Source organism: Ruegeria sp. YTSC004 (assembly GCF_059609805.1).
Genome location: NZ_JBXWMJ010000010.1, coordinates 67,562 through 91,500, shown reverse-complemented (window position 1 = coordinate 91,500; position 23,939 = coordinate 67,562). Strand labels below are relative to the sequence as shown.

Here is a 23,939-nt window from a genome sequence, read left to right as displayed (position 1 = left end):
TACATTGTTCGGAGCCGTTGCAGATGCCTGAAATCGGAATTGGAATAATCGGCGGTGGCTATATGGGCAAAGCTCATTCAGTCGCGATGTCAGCCGTAGGCGCAGTGTTCAACACAGCCTTGCGGCCACGACTTGAGATGATTTGTGCGTCCACGCCCGAAAGCGCCGAGCGATACCGTGCGGCTTACGGCTTTCATCGCGCGACCTCGGTTTGGTCTATGCTGGTCAATGACCCGGCAGTGGAGGCTGTCGTGATTGCCTCGCCTCAAACAACGCACAGACAGATTGCAGAGGCCGCGTTAGCCTTGGGCAAGCCTGTGTTGTGCGAAAAACCACTGGGGTCGTCGCTCGATGATGGGCGCGCGATGGTTGCCGCGGCCGAGGCCGCAGGCGTCACCAATATGGTCGGGTTCAACTACGTCAGAACGCCCGCAACACAGTTTGCCCGTCAGTTGATAGCCAACGGTGAATTGGGGGACATAACCTGGTTCCGTGGTGAGCATACTGAGGACTTCTATGCCGACCCCGACGCTCCGGCTACATGGCGAACGTCCGGAATGGCCAACGGTACAATTGGGGATCTTGCCCCACATATGGTCAACGGTGCTTTGGCCCTGATCGGTCCGATTGTCGAGGTTATGGCCGAAGTCGAAACGGTTCATAGTGAACGCCCAGGCGGCACTGTCACCAATGATGACCACGCGCAGATCATGTGCCGGTTTGCCGGTGGTGCGATGGGTAATATATATGTCAGCCGAATCGCGACAGGCCGAAAGATGGGCTATGCCTATGAAATTACAGGCACCAAAGGCGCAATCCGGTTCGATCAGGAAGATCAGAACGCCCTGTGGCTCTATCGGCGCGAAGGACCAGAGGAAGAAAGGGGCTTCACCAAGATCCTGACGGGTCCGGCGCACCCCGATTATGAGCCTTTCTGTCAGGGCCCCGGTCATGGAACAGGTTATCAGGACCAGATCATCATCGAGGCCAAAGATTTTCTTGAGGCCATTCACACGGGCAAAACGATTTGGCCCACATTCCGTGATGGGCATGAAGTCAACTGCGTCCTTGCCGCCGCGCTGAAATCGTCAGAGCAACGGCAGTGGCAGGACGTCAGCACTGTCTGAACACAAAAACTAAGAGATCATCTAAGAGAGACGAGAACCATGGCAAAGCTGAAATGGGGCATGATTGGTGGTGGTGAAGGCAGTCAGATCGGACCCGCACACCGGTTAGGAGCGTTGGCGGATGGGATGTTTGAATTCGCTGCGGGTGCTTTGGATCACCGACCCGATGTTGGGCGAGAATATGCGCAACGACTTGGGGTGGCGTCGGATCGCGCCTATGGCGACTGGCAGGAAATGCTGGCCGGGGAAAAGGACCGTCCCGACCGGGTTGATCTGGTGACCATCGCCACTCCGAACTCCACCCACTTTGAGATTGCCAAAACGTTCCTTGAAGCCGGGTTCAATGTTTTGTGCGAAAAGCCGATGACGATGACCGTGGAAGAAGGTGAAGAGATCGTCCGCGTGGCAGAGACCTCGGGCAAGATTTGTGCGGTGAATTATTGCTACTCTGCTTATCCGATGGTGCGCCAGGCGCGTGCGATGGTTCGCGCCGGGGATATTGGCAAGGTTCGTCTGGTTGTGACGAATTTCAGCCATGGCCACCATGGTGACGCGACAGACGCCGATAACCCGCGGGTGCGGTGGCGCTATGATCCGGCGATGGCGGGTGTGTCTGGCCAGTTCGCAGATTGCGGTATCCATGCGCTGCACATGGCCAGCTTCATCAGTGACGATGAAGTAAAGTCCCTGTCTGCCGATATGGCATCGACCATTTCAAGCCGCGAACTTGAGGACGACGCCATGGTCAACTTCCGGACCGAAGGCGGTGCTGTCGGGCGGTTGTGGACCTCTTCGGTGGCAATTGGGCGTCAGCACGGGTTTGACATTCAGGTCTTTGGCGAAACCGGAGGTCTTCGCTGGACGTCCGAGCAGCCCAATCAGTTGATCTATACGCCTGTCGGTGGCCGTACACAGATCATCGAAAAAGGAGAGGGCGGTCTTCACGACGATGCGCAACGATTGTCCCGTGTGGCGATTGCCCATCCCGAAGGGTTCCCGCTGGCCGTGGCCAACATCTATTGCGATCTTGCCGACGCTATTCGCGGAGAGGCGCGTGATGGTCTGCCTACACCTGCCGACGGAGTGCGGTCGATCGCAGCCGTGCATGCCGCAGTGGCGTCTGCGAAAAATGACGGGGCATGGACGGACGCGCGCCCACCGATGTTTCGCTGATCAGGGTCGGGGCCGCAATGTGCCCCGCTCGATCACACGGCAGGGGAAAATACGGGCCTCGGGGTAACGCTCGGGGTCTTTCAGCATCTCTTCGACCAGATCGACGGATGCGGTAATGATTTGTTTGATCGGCTGATGAATCGTCGTCAGGTCCACGCTTTCCCAGCGCGACATTTCCATGTCGTTCAGGCCGATGATGCCGATGTCTTTGCCCGGTTTCAGCCCGTGATCGGACAATGCGGACAGGGCACCTATGGACAGAATATCGTCGCCGCAAAAGTACCCTTCTGCAGGGCCTTCCGCCAGTTGCTGAAGCATTTCTTCTCGCCCGGCTTCAAATGAATAGGCGCCTGCGAAGCAATGCGTCACTTCGAGTTTCGGGTGCTTTTCAACTTCTTCCATGAAGCCGCGATACCGATCCATCGCCGATGTCGCATCTTTTGGGCCGCCCAGATAGCCGATACGGCGATACCCCCGCGACGACAGCTCGCGCGCGGCCATGCGTCCGCATTCAACGTTGTCTATGCCTACAACATGCACCTCAGGTGACGTCGCAGATCGACCGAAAGTGTGCACTACCGGAACACCTGCATCGTGGAACGCCTTGGCAAAGCTGGGGGGCAAGGTAGATGAGGCGACGATGGCAGCATCCACAGAATACTGCCGCAGCATTCGGACCGAATTTGTCGGCTCGGTTTCGTCGGTCAGGTTCACGATCAGCGGACGCAGGCCGCGTTCCTGCAAAGCGCGGGTGAACTGGTCAAAGACCTCAAGAAAAATGGGGTTGTGGAAGTTGTTAGAAATCAAACCGATCAACTTGGTGCGTCCGGTTGTCAGCGAAGAAGCCAACGCGTTTGGGCTGTACCCCAGTTCGGCTGCAGCCTTCTCCACCTTACTACGTGTCTTTGGTGATACGGACGCGCCTTCGGTAAAAGTCCGCGATACGGCAGAGCGAGATACACCGGCCAGTGCGGCCACTTCTTTGAGGGTCACACTCATGGCTGGCACCGATGGGTTCGGGGGTGGCTTTCAGTCAAATTCATGGGAAAATACTACGCCTTATTGCGTCGGGTTTGCAATCGGTTGCAACGCTGTACTGAAAAGACGTTGGTTTCCTTGCAAAGGGGCATGTCAAGGCTTTGGCACTCCGACTTGGTTGCAATCTGTGGGTCCAGGCGTTGTGTCGAAGGTGGTATCAGCAGGCGCACCTTACTTAACAACACTGACATTACGTGGCCAGCAACTTGAGAATACCCCTTTTCCGACCTCATTGAAGCAATGACCATTCAAGACGGTTATCTCCGCACACTTCAGCCCGAGCGCGCATTGCCCCGCCTTTGGTGGGCATAGTGACGATTGTGCCTTCTTTGACGGGCGACAAGGGTGTTGTCGTCCATTGCAGTCTTTGTTCCGGGGTAACATGCTTAAGAGGGCGCTGCAGGCTGGGTTCTTCGTAAAAAACGGGGCGATGAGGTGCATAAACGTTCAGGGAAGTCATCTTGTAGGCGGTGAACACATCAAACGGCTTACTCTGTTTTATGGCCGCCCGCATGGAATACCGCCACGCATCCAAACCTGCTGGTGACACATAGAGAATAGCTACTGCGCCGGCCATAGAATGCAGCCTCAGCCAATTACTGTTCTCAGTCGAAGCGAGTGCAAGGTTGTAATACGCGCGGTGGCTGAAACGTTGAACATAGCGACGTGTCCAGGGAAAGCAGCCGAAGGGCGAAACCCCCAAATAAACAACGTCCGCATCTTTTGGAATTTCAGGAATGGTCAGGTCTTCGGTCGACGCGGAGACATCATCCTCCAGAACCAATGCCGGGAGCGTTTTGATTGTCTCAAGCGCTGCAAGGTGGGCGCGGGCGCAGTTTAAGGCATGGCTTTGTCCGGCGCTGCCTTCTGAAAATGAAAAACTGATGTCGTGCCTGTTCATCAAGTTGGTCATATGAAGCCGTCTGCTATTGTTATCGGGTAAATTGATGACCCGGCAGTCTGCGACGATTGCGCTCAACTTTTTCATTTTGGTGTCCGTCAGCTGCGCCACGCAATTCGCGCAGCCCATGAATGATCGTGGATCGGGGGTTTCAAGATGCTTGAGCATCGGCTCTGTTGCAATCGTTGCTTTGGCCTATGCATGGCATGGAACATGGGCCTGAATCTGCCTGACAACGACTGTCAGGCAAGAGACAAAGTTGGGCTGTTCTTGCATAGCTCGGACGCCTGCCAAAACAGGACGTCCTCAAAATCCTGAAGCGCCTGAGATTTCTCCTGCGTTGCGGGGTACAACAAACCAAAGGTCATCCAGCGCTCTGGTGCGATTGGAACCAGGGCCAGACGTTCTTTTGTTTCCTGTGCTGCGACCAACTCGTCAGCAATGGTTATACCGGCGCCTTCCGCGACAAGCGAACAGGCAAGCTGGGACGCCGCGACTTCGCAGGTATGTCTGGGATTGACGCCCGCAGACCGGAAGATGTCATCAAGCTGTTCGCGTAATAGAAGCCCGTTCATCAGTCGAATGACCGGCTCGCGGGCGAGATCAGTGGCGGTTACCGACTTGCGATCAGACAATGCATGCGCAACAGGCAAAACAGCCTGCGCCCGGACCCGCAGCAGGGGTTTTGTCCTGACGCCCGGATGCTCGACCGGCAATGCCCCGATGCCGATGTCATATTCACGTCCGGCAAGCCATTTGCTGGCTTCGCGCCGCGCCCGGATATCCAAGGTTACGTTTGTATCAGGGTGGGCTTGCAAAAACATCGCAAGTGCGGGGGCCGAAATTGCCCGGGCGATACGCGGCATCGTGACCACGCGCAGTGTTTCTGTACGTCCGGCTTTGATCTCTGCAGCGATGCGGGGCACTTCATCAAGGTTGTCCAAGATACGCCCCGCTTCACGGTAGAACGCCAAACCTTCACGTGTCGGCGTCAAGTTGCGGCCACTGCGGTCAAACAGGGTCAGGCCCAATTCTGCCTCAAGCCCGGAAATCAGTCGGCTGATTGCAGGCTGACTCAGGTGCAGGATTTCGGATGCGGCCACGAGCGTTCCTTCGGAAAGGGTTGCACGAAAGGCGCGAAGGGCTTTGATATTCATTAGGCGGACTCTTTACGATTTTGCAAGATAAGATAACATCTTTGCATTTTTTTTAACACTGAATTTAAGCTAATTTTGATCGCATCTTAGGGAGGATGCTATGAAGCGTAGAACAATTCTCACTGCTGTTCTGGCGGCAGTAACCGTGACTGCAACAGCAACAGCAAGTTTCGCAGCCGACTGGCCGAAACGTCCGATCAACCTGGTTGTTCCTTACAAAGCCGGCGGCGGTACAGACGCTTATGCCCGCGCTATTTCGGCAGCAGCCGAAGGCATTCTGGACGTTCCAGTTGTCGTCGTGAACAAGCCCGGTTCGGGCGGTCTGAATGGTGCGAACTCGGTCGTGGGTGCACGCCCTGACGGCTATACATTGATGATGACTTCGGGCGGTTCGTTCCTGTTGTCGACCATGACACGTGACACCGATATAGATGCACTGGACAGCTTTGAGTTTGTTGCTCAGGTCGGTCAGCTGCAAACGTCGCTGATGGTGCCGCTGAACAGCCCGTTCGAGTCCGTTCAGGACGTGATCGACGCGGCCAAAGCCAACCCCGGTCAACTGCGTTGGGCCCATTCGGGTCGCGGAGGCTTCCACCACGTTGGCGGCATGGGCTTTCTGGCCAGTAACGACATCGAAGCTCAGGACGTACCGTTCAAAGGTGGCGGACCGACCCGTGCGGCACTGATCGGTGAACAGGCTGACTTTGGTTTCCTAGGTGTTCAGCAACTGGCCGGGTTTGAAGAGCAGCTTCGCGCCCTGGCGGTCAACAGCCAAGAACGTGATGGCATCATGAAAGACGTGCCTGCGTTTGGCGAACTGGGCATTCCGTTTGCCGCTGTTTCTTCGCCGGTGATCGTGTTCGCCCCGAAGGGCACACCGGCCGAGGTCGTTGCCGCGATGGAAACTGCGCTGGAGCAGATCGCCGCGAAACCCGAATTTGCCGAACTGCTGGCCTCGCGCGGAACAGGCCCGGTCTATCAGAATGGTGCGGACGCCAAAGCAACGCTGTCCGCCATGAAAGAGGACGCCGCTCCCCTGGTCGAAAGTCTGACCAACTAAAGTCCTCGGGGCCGGGTGGATATTCTTCCCCCGGCCTTTTTGTATCTAACGCAATCAGGGAGGAACGATATGCGCGCCTATGCAGAAGGCCTTGTGCTTGCCCTTATTTCCATCGTTGCCATTTGGGGCGCCTGGCAAGTGCCAGCAGCTTCGCCAGGGGATACCTGGGCTGGCATCGTACCATTTTCAGCATCCATCGCACTGCTGTTTCTTTCCGGCCTGTTACTGTTAGGTGCCGTCCGTCAACCGGCTGGCGATACCGGTCAGGAACAGGATAACGGCGCAACCCTGCAGATTATCGGTCTGTTCATCATCGCCCTAATCTATCAGCAGTCATTCCGCTGGTTTGGTTATCTTTTGCCAACAGCGATCGCTGCGCCGGTCGTTTTGTACTTCTTCGGAGTTCGCAGCTGGATCGGTCTGGCGGTTTCCGTCGTTCTGTGCCCGTTGATCTTCCACCTCATCTTTTTTGTGCTGCTTGGTGTGTACCCGCCTTATGGCGAGGTCTTTGACCTGCTCAGCTGGATACAGGGGTAAATCGTCATGGAAATTTTCCCCGCACTTCTTTCGGTCATAACCGACCCCAGTTTGCTGTTTGCCATCGTGCTGGCCGCAGCTGTGGGCATGGTCGTTGGGGCCACGCCCGGTCTGACCGCATCGGCAGCGATTGCCATGCTGCTGCCCATCACCTTTTACATGTCGCCACTATTCGCGCTCGCCTTCCTGTATGTGATCGGTAAATCCGGTCGCTATGGCGGATCGATCGCGGCAATTCTGTTCAACACGCCGGGCACTGCAGCCAGTGCCGCGACACAGATTGACGGTTATCCCCTTGCGCGCGCTGGGCAGGCTGGAAAGGCGATGAAGGTCGCGACCATATCATCAGTCATCGGTGACCTCATGGGGGATATCCTGCTGGTCGTCGGTGTCGGTTTCATTGCGGCTATTGCCCTTAAGCTTGGCCCGCCAGAAACCTTTGCGATCTACTTTGCAGCCTTCGTGGTCATCGGTTCGGTCATCGGCAGCTCAATCGTCAAAGGATTGGCATCTGCCCTGATGGGTATTTTGATCGCCATGGTCGGATTGGACCCAATCTCAAGCGAAGAGCGCTATACCTTTGGCTCGTTCGACCTGTCCAACGGGATTGGCCTTGTGCCCCTGATGATCGGTGTATTCGTTTTGGGAGAGGTCTTTGCCCAGTTGGAAACGCGCCGCAAGGCAACCGGTGAAACCAAAGAAAATGAAAGCACGGAAGACGGCAACAGCCTGACATGGGAAGAGTACAAACCTTGCTTGCCTCATGCGTTCCGTGGAGGCTTCATCGGTGCAGGTATCGGTGTGCTGCCAGGTCTGGGTTCGGCTATTGCGGCGTTCATTTCGTACGGTGAAGGCAAACGCCGCGCCAAAAACCCCGAGAAGTGGGGCAAGGGCGCGCTGGAAGGTGTCGCAGCACCCGAAGCTGCAAACAACGCGGTGTCCGGTCCGTCGATGGCCCCGCTGCTGACGCTGGGCATCCCGGGTTCGACAATTGGTGCGATCCTTTTGGGTGTTTTCCTGATCCACGGCATCCAGGTCGGACCAACCCTGTTCCTGACCGACAAAGAGCTGGTCTACAAACTGTTCGCCTGCGGGATGTTGGGTATCGTGGCCTATGGTCTGATCGGTTACTTCGGTGCCACTCAGGTTGCGCGAATTATCCTGAAGATCCCGACCAATGTCCTGTACCCGCTGATCTTCCTGACCGCGTTTGTCGCAGCTTATTCTGCACGTGGATCAATGTTTGACGTCACAGTCATGACTTGCGCGGGCTTTGCCGGATGGCTGATGCGGAAATACGACTTCAACGTTGCGGCATTTGTCATTTCGTTCGTGCTGGCCAAAGGTGCTGAAGAGACATTCCGTCAGTCGTTGCTGATGTCGGAGGGTGGCGCCCTGATCTTCGTTGAACGTCCGATCGCTTTGGCCTTCCTGGTCATCGGCGCAGGGGCAATTGCCTACCGTATCCGCGGGATCATGAAAGAGCGCAAGATCGCGAAGGGAGCATTAGAAGATGCTTGAGCACTCCCTCTATCGCGACTGCTTTTCCAGCGCCGATATGCGGTCCGTCTGGTCGGAACACGCCACGATCTCGGCCTGGTTGAAGGTTGAACAGACACTGGCCCATCACCAGGCGTTGGAAAACCTAATCCCGCAAGAGGCTGCAGATGCGTTGGATGCGGTGTCAGTCTGCAATCTGGATACCGAGCGGTTGCACGAAGACATGATGCTTGTCGGGCGCCCGATCGTTGGTCTTGTCGAACAATTGCGAAGGCAGGTCGGCGACCATGCGGAAAAGGTCCACTATAGGGCGACAACGCAGGACATTATGGACACCGCTCTGGCCCTGCAAATGAAGATCGGTCTGGAGCACATCCAGACCGGACTGCAAAGACTGACCACCGCTATTGAGCAACACATCGATCAGCTTGGTGATACTATCATGATCGGTCGCACAAATGGACAGCATGCCTTGCCTATTCGGGCTGAAACCAAACTGACCGTCTGGAAAGTTGAACTGCAGCGGCGTTCACAAGCGTTGGAAGAAGCGGGCGTTCGCGGTTTGAATGCCCAGATTGGTGGCCCCGTTGGCGATCTGCGCGGTTACGAAAACGGGACCGGACATCGCATCAAGGAAGGCGTTGCGGCCACTTTGGGTCTGAATGTAGTTGAACCCCATTGGCAAAACGCCCGTGACGGGCTTGCCGATGTTGTAACTGCGCTGGGAGGGCTGTGTGCGACGCTGTGCAAGATCTCGCATAACGTCAATCTGTTGTCTTCATCGGATATTTCCGAATGTTCCGAGGTGCATGAAGCCGGTAAAGGCGCGTCTTCGGCTATGGCGCACAAACAGAACCAGCGCGCGTCAGAATTCGGAGAGGCCGTCGCCCGGCTTGGACGACAGCGGGCTGAACAGATCGGCGAATTCACCACCCATCAACACGAACGTTCGGGTGGTATGTGGATCGGCGAATGGATCGTCATCCCAGAGACGTTCTTGCTGACTTCGGGCGCTTTGTCATGGGTCGAAACGATCTTTGCGAACCTGGTTGTGGACTCTGAATCCATGGCCCGCAAGGTTTCCGACTTTGAGTATAGCACGGCTGGGAAAACGCACTGAAGCGATAAGATTGGTCATATCACCGCTCTTTTTTCGAGCGGTGATTAACGACGTGGGATAAGATCACAGGGTCCTGCGCCTGAACTGCGGTTTTCGCTTTTCCAGAAAGGCATTCATGCCTTCTTGTTGGGCCGGCAATCCATAAAGCGCGTGATACATCTGCCGCTCGAACCGCAAACCCGATTCAAGTGTGCTCTGGTCGGCCATGTTTACGCAGGTGCGCGCCATATTGACGATATCATCAGCGTAATCTGCAATGGTTTCGGCCACCTCTTGTGCTGTGTCCAAAAGGGTATTCTGCGTGACAACTCGACTGACCAAGCCCATCTGCAGGGCCTCTGACGCGTCGATCATGCGCCCGGTCAGGATCATGTCCATAGCTCTGGCACGACCGATCAGCCGTGTAAGCCGCTGCGTGCCACCAATGCCGGGAATGCAGCCGATTTTGATTTCGGGCTGGCCGAATTTGGCAGTGCCCGAGGCCAGAATGACGTCACACATCAGCGCAACTTCACATCCACCGCCCAAGGCATAGCCACTGACCGCCGCCACCTTGGGCAGGCGAAGCGCTGCAAACTTATCCCATTCGGCAAAGTAGTCACTTGCTTGCATAGTTGCGTAGGTTTGCACCGCAAGCTCGCCGATATCTGCCCCGGCGGCAAAAGCACGATCACTGCCCATAAGGATCAAGCAGCCGATGCCGGGATCCTTGTCGAACGCGGTCGCGGCGGCCAGGACTTCGTTCATTAGTTGAGTGTTCAACGCGTTCAGCTGATCGGGACGGTTGAAGCGGATCGTTGCGACCCGCCCCCGTGTTTCGGTTTCAATTGTCTCAAACATGATCAGCTATCCCAAATTGCGCCATAGGCGGGAATGCCAAGGCTTTCCATGTCATGCACTACCTTGCGGGTCAGCTTTTGGTTTGAGATCACGATGACCGCCTCAGCCGCACTGTCGCGAACGGCTTGCAAGGCAAGGGCCGAAAGGTTCGGTTTGCCGTCTTCGTCGGTGTCCCAGATCAAAGGCTGCTCGGTGTTGGCCTCGATCTCATCCACCAGCGCGTCACCATAGGTTTTGCGTGGGCTGCGGGTGGACCAGATCAGGCGGTTTGGCACCTCTTTAGCCAGCAGATGCGGCAGGATCGGTCCGATGCCTGAACCGGTGCCTACATACACCACCTTTTTGAACAACACTTCGATCCGTGCGACACCTGATGTGGTGATACCCTTGACCCAAACCTTCTTGGGCGGATTGTCGATAAAACGCGCGGTCCAGTCGCCCGCACGGCTGATGGCCAATCGGTAACCCGGCTGGTCCGGGGATGGGATATTGGCGAATGAGTGATACTCGCCAAACGGGGTGTGGCTGATCGCGTTCGAACTGCCGGGGAACGGAGTATCTCCATAGTCAAACTGCGCAATCACCGCATGGTTTGACGGCTTTTCGATCCGGACATTCACGCGTTTCAGGGTCAGCCAAGGGGACAGGATCGACAAGGTGACCAGGCAGAGCATCCAAAAGGCCGGGCTGTGCAACAACATGCCCCCCATGTCCTTAGTGATCGAGATCGTCTGCGCCCAAAACAATCCTAAAACCGTCCAGCCGACAAAGCGGTGCGTTTTCTCGAATGCATTGTGAAACCGGGCGCGGATCGGGCCGAGGGCCGAAATCACCATCAATGTCATCAAGACAACCATTGTGGCGCTCAGGCCCAGTGTCAGGTCTGAGGGCACGGCGGCGCCGTTGGAGCGGTTCCAAATCATCGCAAACAGAAGAAAACCGAACCAGATGGTCCCAGTGACGGTGCCGCCGGAATGCAACCCGCCAAAGTGGAACACCTTGCCGGCCCCCCAACGGATCCAAAGTGGCCATGATGTGGGAATGCGTGTGGCCAGCCAGAACAGGGCGTTGACCACCCGCTGTTGTCGGATCAGGATACCGAGGCTGAGGTTGATCAGCGCCATATCCGCAATAGGGCCGAGCGTGAATGCATTCTCAGCGAACCAAGTCCCATCGCGCAATCCAAACCCAAAGGCGGCCAGATTCACCAATGCAACAAGCATCACCAGGCGGCGGTATTCCATCAGGGCCGGGTGGCGGGTCACCCGCCGCCAGTTCAGGCCACCTGTGTCAAGATTTGTCGTCTGTGTCGTCATCAGCTCAACTCCGCACCAGTTGTCGCGATATGGGTGCGCGCGAGATCCAGCAGTAGACGCTTGTCCAGTTTGCCGCGCGGAGTGCGGGGCAGCGTGTCCATCGGGACTACAACGGCGGGGCTGCAGTAATATGGCAAGCGATCCGAGACGGATTGTGCCGCCTGCTTGGGGCAGGCCGACGACGGTGAGATAAAGCTGACCAGATTGCGGCTGTCATATTGCAACGTCACCGCCTGCTGACAGCAGGGCGAGGCCTCAAGCGCGGATGTAACGCCGTCCAGCTCAACCCGAAAACCCCGTACTTTGACTAGGTCGTCAACGCGCCCGAAATGCTCTAACTCACCGGTCTTAGTCCAGCGTCCCAGATCACGGGTGCGGAACATCATATGTCCCGGCCGGAATGGGTCGGGTCGGTAACGCTCGGCCGTCAGTTTGGGGTTGGCGAGGTAACCGGCTGTGACGCAATCGCCGCCAGCCCACATCTCGCCCTTTTCGCCGATGGGCAAAGGGCGCAGGTCGTCGTCCAGAACATAGACCGTGTTGTTTGGTGTCGGGCGCCCGATCGACAGAACTGGTTTGTCGGGGTGATGCGGTTCGGCCGTATTGATGATGGTGGTCTCGGTCGGACCACAGGAATTGTAGAAAGTGCAAAAAGTTGACCAGCGATCGGCCAGCGGTCGGGGGCAGGGTTCGCCTGCTACGGCGACAGCTTTGACCTGCGTACAGCGGGTCTGGTCCAGTGCATTCAGGATCGAAGGCGTGGCGATCAGCACATCCACCTTCTCGGCCGTTTCCTGAATCGATTTGCCACGGATCACCAAAGTTGCGCCATTGGACAAAGCGCCAAGGATCTCCCACGCTGCCATGTCGAATGAGATCGACAGGATCTGTCCGACCCGCAAGCCCGGTCGCATCCCCAGATCCCCGGGGGCGGTCAGCAGGATGTTGGCCAGGTTCTGATGGCTGACCTGTACGCCGTTTGGAACGCCGGTAGTGCCGGACGTGAACATTATCATCGCCAAATCGTCGGGGCTGGCCCGATAAGCAGGGCCGGGGGCCGGGGCGTCCAGTATCGGGTCGAACATCGTCGTATCAATTGTGATCAGGGTCTGGTCTAGTCCAACGAGGATTTGATCTGCCAGTTTGCTCAGGCTGAGTATGATTTTTGCACCAGTTACATTCGCAACATGGCGTAAGGTTTCCGTCGGCGCGACACCGACATGCTGCGGAATATAAGCGGCCCCAAGCTTTATGGCGGCGACGATACCTACGACCATTTCGACCGAACGATGCAGGAACAGGCACACCGCGTCGCCGCGTTTCACGCCATGGGCGCGCATGACATTTGCCAATCGGTTCGAGGCCTCGTCCAGCGCCCGGTAGCTAAGGTTATGGTCCGCGCATTCCACCGCGGTGGCATCGGGTTGATCTCGCAACGACTGGCGCAGCGCGTCGGCGATGGTGGCATAGCGTGGCGGAACCTGCGGGCCCCAACCAAAGGATAGAAACAGCTCTTGATCTTCGGGGCTGAGCGCGTCCAACGCACCCGGTTTTTTTGTGCGGGTTAAATCGGTTTGAGATAGGGGGGGGTAGTTTGTCTGGGGATCGGTTGCGATAAGGTGCATGGCATTCTCCAGTTCAAGAAGGGGTCACACCTTAGTGATAATGGGAAAAATTCCCATTAAAGATCACATTCGATCACATTTTGAACACGAAAGCGTTGAATTCGTTAATTCTAGGAAAATGTTATCAACTACCAATCCGTGACGAGTTCCCAAATGTCGAATGATCCCAAACCTCCTCTTGAAACCGCCCTGTCTGCGTTGCTGGTCCCACTGGCGCAGGCAATGGTTGCGCATGGGGTCACGCTTGGCACCGCGACCGAAGCGCTCAAACAAGCCCTGCTGACGGCAGCTGAGCAAAGCACAGACGGAAAGCTAAGCGACAGCCGCGCCAGCCTGTTGACGGGCCTGCATCGCAAGGATGTCAAAAGGCTGCGCAACACCGACGATGATGCCCCTTTGAAACGCAGTTGTAATGCGGCGGCACTGGTCATCAGCTTTTGGTCGACGACGCCCGAATTTCTGGACGACTTGGGCGCGCCACGGCTGCTGAGCCGCAAAGGCGACGAAACTGGCCCAGGATTTGATGATTTGGTGCGGCGCGCGCGTGTGGACATGGCCCCAGGTACCGTTCTGGAAACCTTGATCGACCAAAAGAACGTGGAACAGGTCGGCAAAGGCAATCTTCGCCTGTTGTCCCAAGCCTTTCTTCCTTCTGCTGGCAGCGCTGAACAAGTGGCGGCCTACGAGGCGACACTGTCTGCGCACCTTGCGGCGGCAACACAGAACCTGCTGGCCGAGCCGGATGTACCGCGAAATTTCGACCGCGCGGTTCGGTATTCTCATATGTCGCCTGAATCAATTGAAGAGTTGCGCCAATTTTCGTCAGATCGGGCGCAATCATTGTTGCTAGAAATCAATGCCCTCGCTCGCGCGTTACAGGAAAAGGACAGTGACGGCGATCACAGCGGTCGGTTTGCAATGGGCGCTTTTGTCCTGCCCTCTCCGCAAAGGGTGCCAAGTAAAAACACGAAAGAGGATGAGTAGGCATGGGTGTGTTTCTTCGTGTGCTCGCGGCGTTTTTTATGGTGTCTTGGCTGCCTGCTCCGACTCAGGCCGAAGACAAAGGTGAAACTGATCGTGAAGGTGGCATTATCGGCACCGGTATCGTGGGCACGATCACCCATCTGGGCAGCATCCAAGTAAATGGGCAGCATATTTTGTTCGATGGCCACATGCCGGTTGCCGACTCGGTTCCTCTGATCACTGCGGGCGAGTTGAAGCCGGGTCATACCGTTGCGGTTGTTGTAACTCAGGAAAATGGTGGGTGGCACGCAAAACACATCCGTCAGGTCCTGCCGCTGGTCGGACCAGTGTCTAGCGTGCAGGACGGCACGATATCGGTACTTGGGACCGACGTTGCGTTCGAACGGCGGGCAGACATTCAGGTCGGCGATTGGGTCGCTATCAGCGGATTGTGGCAAGGTCAGTCAGTGCGCGCTTCACACATTGAAAAACTGACAAGCAATGGGCATCAGGCGCGGTTGTCCGGCACATATCTTGGGTCTGACACCCAGGACCGGACTGTGATCGGGGCAAGCGTTGTCAGTGGGCTTGAGCCGCAACATCTGTCGGCGGGTGATCTTGTCCGGGTCGTCGGGCAGCCAACACGCGAAGGGATCGAGGCCGAGCGTCTGGAAGTCGGACTGTTCGCCGGTGCGGTCGGCATTGTTCAGGTCCAAGGCTATTTCTCGGAACCCCAGCCCAGCGGGCTGTATACGGTGCTGGGAAGCGGCTTGATCGCCTATAGCGATCAGCCCGAGATGATAGACCCGAACACCCGTGTTATCCGCTGCGGCGATGGTGGCGGGTTGGTGAATGCGGGCAGCACAGGTGTCTTTGCACAGCTGGGATGCTGAAATGGGAACTACGGTATTTGGCGTACGTGCGACTCCTTTGGTCCGGGGGGGCAGGGGGTGCCCTCGATCCAATCACGGGGTCGGATCAGCATGGATCAGGTCGGAGCATTGAAAGCACGAAAGCGTGTCAGAAATGAAACGCGAGGTGACTTGCCCCAAAGGCAAAGCTGAACTTATCGTCGCAGGTAGGATAAGCGCCCTGCGGGCATCGCAGGGTAAAAACTCTGGGAAAGCAAGTTATCAAAAAGGTATGCCAGATGTCTGAAAGCACCCCAACGCGCGACGTCGCACTTAGCCAGGCGCAATCCGACAAATATTGGGAGGATGGGTTTCTTTTCCCGCTAACCATCTTTTCCGAAAACGAGGCCGCCGCAACCCGAGCTGAGCTTGAGCGGATAGAACAGGACTGGCTTGGCGCAGACCTGCCCTTGCCGCTGAACACTTATAAACGGGTCAATGCGCATCTGGTGATGCCGCTGGCGGCACAGGTCGCGATGAATCCTCGTGTTCTGGATGTGGTCGAAGGTGTTCTAGGGCCGGACATCATGGTCTGGTCCGCCGAGTTCTTCATCAAAGAACCCCACACCGCCCACACCGTTGGGATGCACCAGGACTTGACCTATTGGGGGATGGGCGAAACCCCGGATCAGGTCACCGCCTGGATTGCGCTTTCGCCGGCAACGGTCGAAAGTGGATGCATGGATTTTGTGCGCGCCAGCCACAAGAACCCGATCCTTCCGCATAACGATACGTATTCAGACACCAATCTTCTGTCGCGCGGACAAGAGGTTGCAGTGGATGTCGCCGAGGAAGACAAGACCCACATCGAATTGGCACCAGGGCAGATGTCCCTGCATCACGGGCTGACGATCCACGGTTCGGGTCCCAATCAATCGGGTGACCGGCGAATTGGTCTTGCTATCCGTTATCTCAACCCGAATGCCAAGCAGCTGGTTGCAGAGCGAGACTATGCCATGCTCGCGCGCGGGCAGGACGGCCAAAGCAACTTTGTTCACGTTGAGCCACCAACCGAGTTGTTTTCTGCCGATGCGCTAGCGCTGTATGAAAAGGTTCGCAGCGATCAGAGCAAAGCGCTTTCGGAAGGCGCAAAGGGATCGGTGCCTCTGTACGCGTCGACCTGAAACTATTTGCGCAGGCGTCGGTCAACTCATGTGAAATCAAAGCCCGACCGCGGCGCAGGGTTGCATTCAGGAGTTTATTGCTGTTTCAGAGGCTGCAAAAAAGCAAATCAGATATTCTCGGAATTCGGCTATGACAAAAACAGCATTGGTTACTGGTATTACCGGGCAGGACGGATCATATCTTGCCGAATTTCTGCTCGAAAAAGGGTACGAAGTTCACGGGATCAAGCGCCGTGCGTCTTCGTTCAACACACAGCGTATTGACCACATATATCAGGACCCGCATGTGCCCAATCCGCGCCTGCACCTCCATTACGGTGACCTAAGCGACACATCGAACCTGACGCGCATCATTCAAGAGGTGCAGCCGGACGAAGTGTATAACCTTGGCGCGCAGTCCCACGTGGCGGTCAGTTTTGAATCGCCGGAATATACAGCCGATGTCGATGCGATAGGTACTCTGCGCCTGCTTGAAGCGATCCGGTTCTTGGGTCTTGAGAAAAACACGCGCTTTTACCAGGCGTCTACGTCCGAGCTGTACGGGTTGGTCCAGGAAACACCCCAGCGTGAAACAACGCCGTTTTATCCACGCTCACCTTACGCGGTGGCCAAGCTGTATTCCTATTGGATCACAGTGAATTATCGCGAAGCCTATGGCATGTATGCCTGCAACGGCATCCTGTTCAATCATGAAAGCCCGCGCCGGGGCGAAACCTTTGTGACGCGCAAGATCACCCGTGGTTTGTCCAACATTGCCCAGGGTCTGGAAAGCTGCCTGTATATGGGCAACATCGACAGCCTGCGCGACTGGGGGCACGCCAAGGATTATGTCCGGATGCAATGGTTGATGCTGCAACAGGACGCCCCCGAGGATTTCGTTATTGCAACGGGTGTACAGTATTCGGTGCGTCAGTTCATCGAATGGTCCGCCGCTGAACTGGGTGTGACGCTTGAATTCTCAGGCACAGGTGTCGATGAAGTTGCCACTGTCAAGTCCGTCGAAGGCGATAGTGCACCTGAATTGAAACCTGGTGACGTGATCATGCGCATCGACCCGCAATATTTCCGCCCGGCAGAAGTCGAAACATTGCTTGGCGATCCATCGAACGCCAAAAACAAACTGGGCTGGGAGCCGGAACTGACGGTTCAGCAGATGTGCGCTGAAATGATCACCGAGGACCTGAAGACAGCCAAACGTCATGCCTTGCTGAAACAGCATGGTTACGAATTGCCGGTCACACTGGAAAATGGCTGAGGCCGGGGGCATGCGCAAGATTTACGTCGCCGGGCATCGCGGCATGGTCGGAGGCGCAATCCTGCGTCGCTTGCAAGACCGCCAAGAATCAGGTGAGTCACTGGAGCTTGTGACACGGACTCATGCGGAACTTGATCTAACCAATCAGGCCGCTGTCGCCGATTTCATGCAGGCCGAGCGGCCGGACGTTGTCATTCTTGCAGCGGCCAAAGTCGGCGGTATCCACGCCAACAACACCTACCCAGCGGATTTCATTTACAAAAACCTGATGATTGAGTGTAACGTGATACATCAGGCGTTTGCTGCGGGAGTCAAAAACCTGCTGCAATTGGGCAGTTCCTGCATCTATCCGCGAGCAGTGCCGCAGCCAATGCGCGAAGATGCCCTGCTGACCGGTGTGCTAGAGCCGACAAACGAACCTTACGCCGTGGCAAAGATTGCCGGTATCAAGCTGTGTGAAAGCTACAATCGGCAGCACGACGTGGACTATCGTTCCGTGATGCCGACAAACCTGTACGGACCTGGTGACAATTTTCACCCTGAAAACAGCCACGTTCTGCCCGCCCTGATCCGCCGATTTCACGAGGCACAGCGGGATGGGCTGGACGAAGTTGTCATCTGGGGCACAGGTAAGCCCCGGCGCGAGTTTCTGCATGTTGACGACATGGCTGAGGCGTCTTTGTTCGTAGTGGACCTGCCCCGTGCTGCGTATGAGGCAAATACCCAACCCATGCTGAGCCATATCAACGTGGGATGTGGCGAAGATATCTCGATCGCGGAACTGGCGGCGATGGTGGCAAAGATCACCGGGTTCACCGGGCGGATTACGCAAGACGTCAGCAAGCCGGACGGTACTATGCGGAAGCTGATGGATGTTTCCCGGCTGGCCGACATGGGATGGCGCGCGACTATCGGGATCGAAGACGGGATTCGCGAAACCTATACCTGGTTTCTGAAGCAAGCCGAGGCAGAACTTCGCGCGAAGTGACCGCCCGGACAAAGACCCGGGCAGTCTGGCGGATCAGAACCAGCGGCCAATAGCTATCGCCGTTGGTGGTAAAACCGTCGCGTCAGAAGCAGACGAAAGAACTTTGTACACGACCTGAGTTTCGGACGGTTCATCAAAACCCATGAACCTGCTGATCGCGCCCCCGCTGCCGCTGAGTGCCGGGTTCGTGCCGGCCGCGAAGGCAACTGGAAAATCCCATGCTTCCGACGAGCTTGCGAACAGTGCACCTGCGGTGTTTGAGCAGGTCGTTGCATCCAGTGTAGCGGTGCAAATCTGGGTGCCATCAGCAAACCGGACGAAATCACCACTTGGTGTGGCTCCTCGCTCAATCACAGCGCCGGTCGGGGTTCCGCCACTTTGCATGACCGCCCCCAAGAGATTTCCGGGCCCATACCCATAGTCAGCCCGCATCAGGCGGCCCGCTGTTGTGTCCTCTGCGCTGTTTTGCACGGCCGTGCCAGAGGCCACCCCGGACGCTGGATCAAAGCTCAACGCCTCAAACCAATTGTTCCCATCCGGCGAGACCTTGATGGAAAAGCCCGTGCTGCCGGACAGACCCATTTCGGCATGCCCGGTCCAATTGGATTGAAACAACAGGGATGCGGTCTCATCGGCATTTGCCTTGTTGATCTTCAGTTGATGCCCGGCACCCTCGTGGCTTAGCAAGGTTGCCGGAGCGCGCACCGACAGACGGTTGGTCGTGTCGTACCCGGTGGCGATTCCGATGCCTGGCAGGTTCTGCGTTGTAGTCGGGGGTTCGATCCATGCTGACCCGTCCCAAATTGTCAGACGGTTATTCTCTTGGTCCCACGCGCGCCAGCCGGATTTGGGGGTTATAAAATGCCAGCCATTGTCCAACCAGGCTGCAAGGTCTCCGGCATGATCCGACCAATCGCCGATGGGTGTCGATCCAAGGGCATAAAGCTCACCCTGTGCCGGAACTGCGGGCGGGGTTGAGGCATTAGTAGACGCAACACTCAGCTGGACGATCAGATCAAGGCGTCTCAGGGCTTCGTTATGTGTGATGTGCTTTTGCGCTTGCGAAGGTTGCAGGAATGGCAGGTTCAATTTGGGCGAATTTTGGGACAAAGGGCATTCTCCGTTGGTTGTCGGATCGACAATTGCGTTGCGCGCCAGACTGCCGTGCCTCACATGAATCCCACCTGACCGGTAAGAACGCTCGGTTAATGTCGTGCCAATATTCTGGCTGAGTGAAGGGCTGTCCAATCGCCCCCTGGGCCTTTCATCCACACCGAAAGAAAAAGGCAAACTGCAATGCCCGCAGTTTGCCCTTTAAACGATACCGTTTACCTCGTCTTCGAGGCCGTCATCCCTGGTTACTGAGCTGCCTGACCCGTGGCGACAACGTCGTGCAGGTATTTCTGCAAATCCTCTCGAAGGTCATCGCGCGCCAGCGCAAAGGCGACGGTCGCCTGCAGGAAACCCGCTTTGGACCCGCAGTCAAACCGCTGCCCATCGAATTTGTACCCGAAGACCGGGACACCGTTTCTGATGTCTTCGGCGATTGCGTCCGTCAGTTGAATCTCGCCGCCACTGCCCTGCTTATTCTGGTTGAGGTTGTACAGCACCGATGAACGCAGAATGTAACGGCCGATAACCGCCAGATTGGACGGTGCTTCCTCGGGTTTCGGTTTCTCGACCATGCCGCGCGCGCGGACAACTGTCCCGATGTTATCGCCTACATCCAGAACGCCGTAAGAGCTTGTCTTTTCGGAAGGAACCTCCATTGTGGCAACCATGTTGCCACCGGTTTCTTCATAAGCTTCCATCATCTGCTGCAGACACGGTTTTTCCGCGGCAATAACGTCGTCAGGCAGCATGACCGCAAATGGTTCATCTCCGATCAAGCGGCGCGCGCACCAAACAGCGTGACCTAACCCCAAGGCCTTGTGCTGCCGGATATAGGCGATCGCCCCGCTTTCCATGTTGGTGGCATTCAGCGTTTCCAACAGGTCGTCTTTGCCCTTTTCCTTAAGCGTTTGTTCAAGGATTTGATTGTGGTCAAAATAGTCCTCAAGCGCCGATTTTCCGCGGGATGTCACAAAGATAAATTCGGTGATCCCGGCGGCCCGGGCTTCGTCGATGGCATATTGAACCAGCGGGCGATCGACCAGGGTCATGATTTCCTTAGGTACCGACTTTGTCGCGGGCAGAAAGCGTGTGCCAAGACCCGCTACCGGAAAAACTGCCTTTGTGACCTTACGTCCCATACTACCTCTCAACTAAATGTCTTGTCCGAATGAATGCGCTTTGTCGACGCCACCTAATAGTGCGCGCGGTTGGAACAATCAACGCAAATAGGCAAAGCCAGCCAAGTTGGAGAAATCGTGCCACCGTTGAATTGGGAAGTCAAAATGCCTTGTTCAAGGCGGCCAAATCATAGCCTCGGTTGCGGCGCTAAATTAGTATAAAGCGCGCTTATCGGCATGTATTGGCTTCAAAAAGGAAACAATTTTGCGTCCTTGATATTGCCAGGAAGAACCTGCCCCGAATGCAAGGACTTGCTTCGGGGCAGGAAAGTTATGCCTTAGCCATGATCGCTTCGAGCGAGTCGTGCTCGGCCACAAAATGATTGGGCTTTACTTCGCTAAGTTGCGGAACATAGTCATTCTCACCAGCCGCCAAACGACTGGGCAGGAAACGCAACGCGGCTTTCGGATCCATCGGTGAGGGCAGTTCGCCGGGCAATTTCAGGCGTGTGCGACTGCGCTCTACGTCCGGGTCCGGAATTGGCACGGCCGAGATCAGCGATTTCGTGTATGGGTGGATCGGATCGGAGCAGATCACTTCTCCGTCGCCCAACTCCACGATCCGGCCCAGATACAAGACCATGATCCGGTTCGACACAGCGCGTACCACGGAAAGGTCATGACTGATGAAGATCATCGACAGACCAAATTCCTGCTGCAACTCGCGCAATAGTTCCACGATCTGCGCCTGAATTGACACGTCCAATGCCGACACGGCTTCGTCACAGATGATCAGCTTGGGTTTGTTGATCATCGCCCGCGCAATGCCGACGCGCTGGTTCTGACCGCCCGAAAGCTCGTGCGGATAGCGGTTGATCATGTTGGCTTTCAGGCCGACCCTTTCCATCATTTCGGCGACCAGCTTCTTGCGTTCCCGCTCGGTCAGGTCAGGGCGATAGGTCTTCAGCGGTTCCGCAATTGAGGCCGAGATGGTCATCCGCGGATCGAGGCTGGCCAGAGGGTCTTGAAACACGATCTGCAAGTCCTTGCGGTACTTGTTCAGTTCGCGCCGTCTCAACCCGACAATAGGATGGCCCAGCCAGCTGACATTACCTGCGCTGGGTTCAATCAACTGCAGAACAGCGCGCGCCAGCGTGGACTTGCCACAACCGGACTCGCCTACAACGCCCAGCGTTTCACCTTTGCGGATGTCAAAACTAACTCCATCAACGGCTTTCAGCGGGACTTTGTGCCCGAACAATCCGCCCGAGACATGGATTGGAAAGTGCACTTTGACGTCGTCAACTTTCAGCAGAGGGTCATCGACCTTATCAAGAGCTTTAGGCGCATCGCCGGCATCAATACGCGGCATCGCTTCCAGCAATGTTCGTGTGTACTCATGCTTGGGCGCACGGAAGATTTCGCGCGTCTCACCGGCTTCGACGAATTGACCCAGACGCATGACCTGAACGCGGTCGCACATACGCGCGACGACGCCCATGTCATGTGTGATCAGGGCAATCGCCGTTCCTTCGTCCCTTTGCAGGCGTACCATCAGGTCCAGAATGTCTGCCTGAACGGTGACATCCAGCGCGGTTGTGGGTTCATCCGCAATCAACAGCTTCGGGTTACACAGCATGGACATTGCGATCATCACGCGCTGGCGCATACCGCCTGACAGTTCGTGGGGATACTGGTCCAGGCGCCGTTTGGCCTCGGGGATGCGTACACGGTCCAGCCATTCCAGGCATCGCGCCCGAGCAGCCGAACCTTGCAGCCCTTCGTGAACCTGCAGAACTTCGCGCATTTGTTGGCCAATCCGCAGGTGCGGGGTCAGGGCGGTCAGCGGGTCCTGGAAGATCATGCCGACATCGTCGCCACGGATCTGGTTCAGCTTGTTGACCGGCAGGTTCAGAATTTCCTGACCGTTCAGCATGGCGGAACCGGTTGCCTGCCCGGCAGGTGGCAACAGGCCCATCGCGGCCATGAATGTCTGGCTTTTGCCGGACCCACTTTCGCCCACGATGCCCAGGCATTCGCCTGGATTGATGTCAAAACTGATGCCTTTGACGGCCTCGACCACGCCATCGGCGGTGTTGAACTGGACGCCCAGGTCTTTTACGGAAAACAGGCTCATATCAGCGATCCTTCGGGTCCAGAGCGTCACGCAGGCCATCACCAATGAAGAACATGGTGATGATGATTGCGACGTAGAATGTCAGCGGGAACAACAGTTGCCACAAGGTGCCATAGCCCATCGTCCCGGCCCCTTCGGCGATCAATCGACCCAGCGACGTGTAGGGTTCGGAAATCCCAAGGCCGAGGAACGAGATGAAACTTTCGGTCAGGATCATTTCAGGCACCAGAAGCGAAGCATACACAATCACCACGCCAAGAAGGTTGGGCAGGATATGGCGATACATGATGGTGAATTCGCTGACCCCAGCCGCACGTGCGGCCTCGATAAACTCTCGGTTCTTCAGAGTCAGGGTTTGCCCCCGGACAATTCGTGCCATCGTCAGCCAACCAACCGCACCAAGTGCGATGAACAGCATGACGAATGATCGACCCGCGACAACCAGCAACAGGATGATGACCAGAGTTGCCGGAATGGCCAGCAGGATATCGACGAAGCGCATCATCACACCATCGGTGCGGCCACCGATATACCCTGCGGCAATACCGTAACATGTACCGACGATCAGAGCGGTTGCGGCACCGATCAGACCCACCAGCAGCGATGTCGTCGTCGCCTGAATGATGCGGCTGTATAGATCGCGACCCAGATCGTCGACGCCGAAGAAATGTCCAGTCTCTGCGGACGGCATTCCCATGCCGCGAACATCGCCCATGACGTTCCAGTCGATTTCCTCGTTGCTCCAAACGGCAAAGTAGGGGCCAATGATCGTGAACAACACGATCATCGCCAGAATGAACAGGCTCGCCATGGCGGCTTTGTTGCGAACAAAACGCATCCGTGCGTCCTGCCAGAGTGAACGCCCCTGAATGACCGTGTAATCGGTGATGTCATCGGCCAGGTGGGCGGCTTTTTGTGATTTACCAAGCATTGCCA

General features: G+C 56.5%; 21 protein-coding genes. 11 read left to right on the top strand and 10 right to left on the bottom strand.

Translation table 11 applies throughout. From position 1 onward, the window contains the following. Positions 1-23: 23 nt before the first annotated feature. Both AC2FFP_RS17570 and AC2FFP_RS17565 read left to right on the top strand, forming a co-directional pair. The gene (locus AC2FFP_RS17570; protein ID WP_496769236.1) at positions 24-1,127 is read left to right on the top strand and encodes a Gfo/Idh/MocA family protein; all 1,104 of its coding nucleotides are present in this window, start codon (positions 24-26) and stop codon (positions 1,125-1,127) included. Between the two features lie 39 nt (positions 1,128-1,166). Further along, complete coding sequence (locus AC2FFP_RS17565) at positions 1,167-2,300, top strand: Gfo/Idh/MocA family protein (protein WP_496769237.1); 1,134 nt, start codon at positions 1,167-1,169, stop codon at positions 2,298-2,300. Here the strand turns inward: AC2FFP_RS17565 and AC2FFP_RS17560 are convergent, their stop codons facing one another. The 3 genes from AC2FFP_RS17560 to AC2FFP_RS17550 form a co-directional block, all read right to left on the bottom strand. Continuing rightward, on the bottom strand, positions 2,301-3,299 hold the full coding sequence (locus tag AC2FFP_RS17560) for a LacI family DNA-binding transcriptional regulator (protein WP_496706616.1): 999 nt from the start codon (positions 3,297-3,299) through the stop codon (positions 2,301-2,303). It lies immediately after the preceding gene. A gap of 268 nt (positions 3,300-3,567) precedes the next feature. Continuing rightward, a complete protein-coding gene (locus AC2FFP_RS17555; protein WP_496769239.1) occupies positions 3,568-4,407 on the bottom strand; it encodes a hypothetical protein in 840 nt (279 codons plus the stop codon). 74 nt (positions 4,408-4,481) lie between these two features. Beyond that, positions 4,482-5,396 carry a LysR family transcriptional regulator gene (locus tag AC2FFP_RS17550; RefSeq protein WP_282152132.1) on the bottom strand — a complete coding sequence of 305 codons (915 nt, stop codon included), beginning with the start codon at positions 5,394-5,396 and terminating at the stop codon, positions 4,482-4,484. A gap of 100 nt (positions 5,397-5,496) precedes the next feature. Here AC2FFP_RS17550 and AC2FFP_RS17545 point away from each other — a divergent pair, with 100 nt between their 5' ends. The 4 genes from AC2FFP_RS17545 to AC2FFP_RS17530 all read left to right on the top strand — a co-directional run bounded on the left by AC2FFP_RS17545 (position 5,497) and on the right by AC2FFP_RS17530 (position 9,613). Continuing rightward, positions 5,497-6,456, top strand: coding sequence for a tripartite tricarboxylate transporter substrate binding protein (locus AC2FFP_RS17545; RefSeq protein ID WP_472725086.1), 960 nt, complete (start codon positions 5,497-5,499; stop codon positions 6,454-6,456). A gap of 69 nt (positions 6,457-6,525) precedes the next feature. Continuing rightward, positions 6,526-6,993, top strand: coding sequence for a tripartite tricarboxylate transporter TctB family protein (locus AC2FFP_RS17540; protein ID WP_109310957.1), 468 nt, complete (start codon positions 6,526-6,528; stop codon positions 6,991-6,993). Positions 6,994-6,999: 6 nt separating this feature from the next. Beyond that, complete coding sequence (locus AC2FFP_RS17535; RefSeq protein WP_496740357.1) at positions 7,000-8,514, top strand: tripartite tricarboxylate transporter permease; 1,515 nt, start codon at positions 7,000-7,002, stop codon at positions 8,512-8,514. Beyond that, positions 8,507-9,613 carry a lyase family protein gene (locus AC2FFP_RS17530; RefSeq protein ID WP_496725093.1) on the top strand — a complete coding sequence of 369 codons (1,107 nt, stop codon included), beginning with the start codon at positions 8,507-8,509 and terminating at the stop codon, positions 9,611-9,613. The genes AC2FFP_RS17535 and AC2FFP_RS17530 overlap by 8 nt, the downstream gene beginning before the upstream one ends. Before the next feature lie 63 nt (positions 9,614-9,676). Here the strand turns inward: AC2FFP_RS17530 and AC2FFP_RS17525 are convergent, their stop codons facing one another. From AC2FFP_RS17525 to AC2FFP_RS17515, 3 genes are read right to left on the bottom strand one after another with little or no spacing between them, the layout of a single operon-like run. Then, positions 9,677-10,453 carry an enoyl-CoA hydratase-related protein gene (locus AC2FFP_RS17525; RefSeq protein WP_496725091.1) on the bottom strand — a complete coding sequence of 259 codons (777 nt, stop codon included), beginning with the start codon at positions 10,451-10,453 and terminating at the stop codon, positions 9,677-9,679. A 2-nt stretch (positions 10,454-10,455) separates the two neighbouring features. Next, positions 10,456-11,769, bottom strand: coding sequence for a ferredoxin reductase domain-containing protein (locus AC2FFP_RS17520; protein WP_496769243.1), 1,314 nt, complete (start codon positions 11,767-11,769; stop codon positions 10,456-10,458). After that, on the bottom strand, positions 11,769-13,394 hold the full coding sequence (locus AC2FFP_RS17515) for an amino acid adenylation domain-containing protein (protein WP_496769245.1): 1,626 nt from the start codon (positions 13,392-13,394) through the stop codon (positions 11,769-11,771). Before AC2FFP_RS17515 ends, AC2FFP_RS17520 begins: the two co-directional genes overlap by 1 nt. Positions 13,395-13,547: 153 nt before the next feature. Here AC2FFP_RS17515 and AC2FFP_RS17510 point away from each other — a divergent pair, with 153 nt between their 5' ends. From AC2FFP_RS17510 to fcl, 5 genes are all read left to right on the top strand, one after another. Then, complete coding sequence (locus AC2FFP_RS17510; RefSeq protein ID WP_496769246.1) at positions 13,548-14,378, top strand: DUF6502 family protein; 831 nt, start codon at positions 13,548-13,550, stop codon at positions 14,376-14,378. Between the two features lie 2 nt (positions 14,379-14,380). Beyond that, entirely contained in the window at positions 14,381-15,250 is an 870-nt protein-coding gene (locus tag AC2FFP_RS17505; RefSeq protein ID WP_496881290.1) for a DUF5666 domain-containing protein, read from the top strand. Between the two features lie 257 nt (positions 15,251-15,507). Beyond that, positions 15,508-16,392, top strand: a complete 885-nt coding sequence (locus AC2FFP_RS17500; RefSeq protein WP_496769249.1) for a phytanoyl-CoA dioxygenase family protein — start codon at positions 15,508-15,510, stop codon at positions 16,390-16,392. A gap of 130 nt (positions 16,393-16,522) precedes the next feature. Further along, on the top strand, positions 16,523-17,647 hold the full coding sequence (gene gmd, locus AC2FFP_RS17495) for a GDP-mannose 4,6-dehydratase (protein ID WP_496881289.1): 1,125 nt from the start codon (positions 16,523-16,525) through the stop codon (positions 17,645-17,647). A gap of 10 nt (positions 17,648-17,657) precedes the next feature. Next, entirely contained in the window at positions 17,658-18,635 is a 978-nt protein-coding gene (gene fcl, locus AC2FFP_RS17490; protein WP_496769254.1) for a GDP-L-fucose synthase, read from the top strand. Positions 18,636-18,668: 33 nt separating this feature from the next. Here fcl and AC2FFP_RS17485 read toward each other — a convergent pair whose 3' ends face one another. The 4 genes from AC2FFP_RS17485 to AC2FFP_RS17470 all read right to left on the bottom strand — a co-directional run bounded on the left by AC2FFP_RS17485 (position 18,669) and on the right by AC2FFP_RS17470 (position 23,934). Then, positions 18,669-19,745: a DUF2793 domain-containing protein gene (locus AC2FFP_RS17485; RefSeq protein WP_496769256.1), complete on the bottom strand. Its 1,077-nt coding sequence runs from the start codon at positions 19,743-19,745 to the stop codon at positions 18,669-18,671. Positions 19,746-19,993: 248 nt separating this feature from the next. After that, positions 19,994-20,887 carry a UTP--glucose-1-phosphate uridylyltransferase GalU gene (gene galU, locus AC2FFP_RS17480; RefSeq protein ID WP_496725075.1) on the bottom strand — a complete coding sequence of 298 codons (894 nt, stop codon included), beginning with the start codon at positions 20,885-20,887 and terminating at the stop codon, positions 19,994-19,996. Between the two features lie 310 nt (positions 20,888-21,197). Then, positions 21,198-23,003: an ABC transporter ATP-binding protein gene (locus AC2FFP_RS17475; RefSeq protein WP_496881288.1), complete on the bottom strand. Its 1,806-nt coding sequence runs from the start codon at positions 23,001-23,003 to the stop codon at positions 21,198-21,200. A 1-nt stretch (position 23,004) separates the two neighbouring features. Continuing rightward, a complete protein-coding gene (locus tag AC2FFP_RS17470) occupies positions 23,005-23,934 on the bottom strand; it encodes an ABC transporter permease subunit (RefSeq protein ID WP_496769260.1) in 930 nt (309 codons plus the stop codon). Positions 23,935-23,939: the final 5 nt, after the last annotated feature.

Excerpts from the sequence above, each read along its gene's own strand:
- AC2FFP_RS17570 (WP_496769236.1), top strand. The coding sequence starts at position 24 with ATGCCTGAAATCGGAATTGGAATAATCGGCGGTGGCTATATGGGCAAA.
- AC2FFP_RS17565 (WP_496769237.1), top strand. The coding sequence starts at position 1,167 with ATGGCAAAGCTGAAATGGGGCATGATTGGTGGTGGTGAAGGCAGTCAG.
- AC2FFP_RS17560 (WP_496706616.1), bottom strand. The coding sequence starts at position 3,299 with ATGAGTGTGACCCTCAAAGAAGTGGCCGCACTGGCCGGTGTATCTCGC.
- AC2FFP_RS17555 (WP_496769239.1), bottom strand. The coding sequence starts at position 4,407 with ATGCTCAAGCATCTTGAAACCCCCGATCCACGATCATTCATGGGCTGC.
- AC2FFP_RS17550 (WP_282152132.1), bottom strand. The coding sequence starts at position 5,396 with ATGAATATCAAAGCCCTTCGCGCCTTTCGTGCAACCCTTTCCGAAGGA.
- AC2FFP_RS17545 (WP_472725086.1), top strand. The coding sequence starts at position 5,497 with ATGAAGCGTAGAACAATTCTCACTGCTGTTCTGGCGGCAGTAACCGTG.
- AC2FFP_RS17540 (WP_109310957.1), top strand. The coding sequence starts at position 6,526 with ATGCGCGCCTATGCAGAAGGCCTTGTGCTTGCCCTTATTTCCATCGTT.
- AC2FFP_RS17535 (WP_496740357.1), top strand. The coding sequence starts at position 7,000 with ATGGAAATTTTCCCCGCACTTCTTTCGGTCATAACCGACCCCAGTTTG.
- AC2FFP_RS17530 (WP_496725093.1), top strand. The coding sequence starts at position 8,507 with ATGCTTGAGCACTCCCTCTATCGCGACTGCTTTTCCAGCGCCGATATG.
- AC2FFP_RS17525 (WP_496725091.1), bottom strand. The coding sequence starts at position 10,453 with ATGTTTGAGACAATTGAAACCGAAACACGGGGGCGGGTCGCAACGATC.
- AC2FFP_RS17520 (WP_496769243.1), bottom strand. The coding sequence starts at position 11,769 with ATGACGACACAGACGACAAATCTTGACACAGGTGGCCTGAACTGGCGG.
- AC2FFP_RS17515 (WP_496769245.1), bottom strand. The coding sequence starts at position 13,394 with ATGCACCTTATCGCAACCGATCCCCAGACAAACTACCCCCCCCTATCT.
- AC2FFP_RS17510 (WP_496769246.1), top strand. The coding sequence starts at position 13,548 with ATGTCGAATGATCCCAAACCTCCTCTTGAAACCGCCCTGTCTGCGTTG.
- AC2FFP_RS17505 (WP_496881290.1), top strand. The coding sequence starts at position 14,381 with ATGGGTGTGTTTCTTCGTGTGCTCGCGGCGTTTTTTATGGTGTCTTGG.
- AC2FFP_RS17500 (WP_496769249.1), top strand. The coding sequence starts at position 15,508 with ATGTCTGAAAGCACCCCAACGCGCGACGTCGCACTTAGCCAGGCGCAA.
- gmd (WP_496881289.1), top strand. The coding sequence starts at position 16,523 with ATGACAAAAACAGCATTGGTTACTGGTATTACCGGGCAGGACGGATCA.
- fcl (WP_496769254.1), top strand. The coding sequence starts at position 17,658 with ATGCGCAAGATTTACGTCGCCGGGCATCGCGGCATGGTCGGAGGCGCA.
- galU (WP_496725075.1), bottom strand. The coding sequence starts at position 20,887 with ATGGGACGTAAGGTCACAAAGGCAGTTTTTCCGGTAGCGGGTCTTGGC.
- AC2FFP_RS17475 (WP_496881288.1), bottom strand. The coding sequence starts at position 23,003 with ATGAGCCTGTTTTCCGTAAAAGACCTGGGCGTCCAGTTCAACACCGCC.
- AC2FFP_RS17470 (WP_496769260.1), bottom strand. The coding sequence starts at position 23,934 with ATGCTTGGTAAATCACAAAAAGCCGCCCACCTGGCCGATGACATCACC.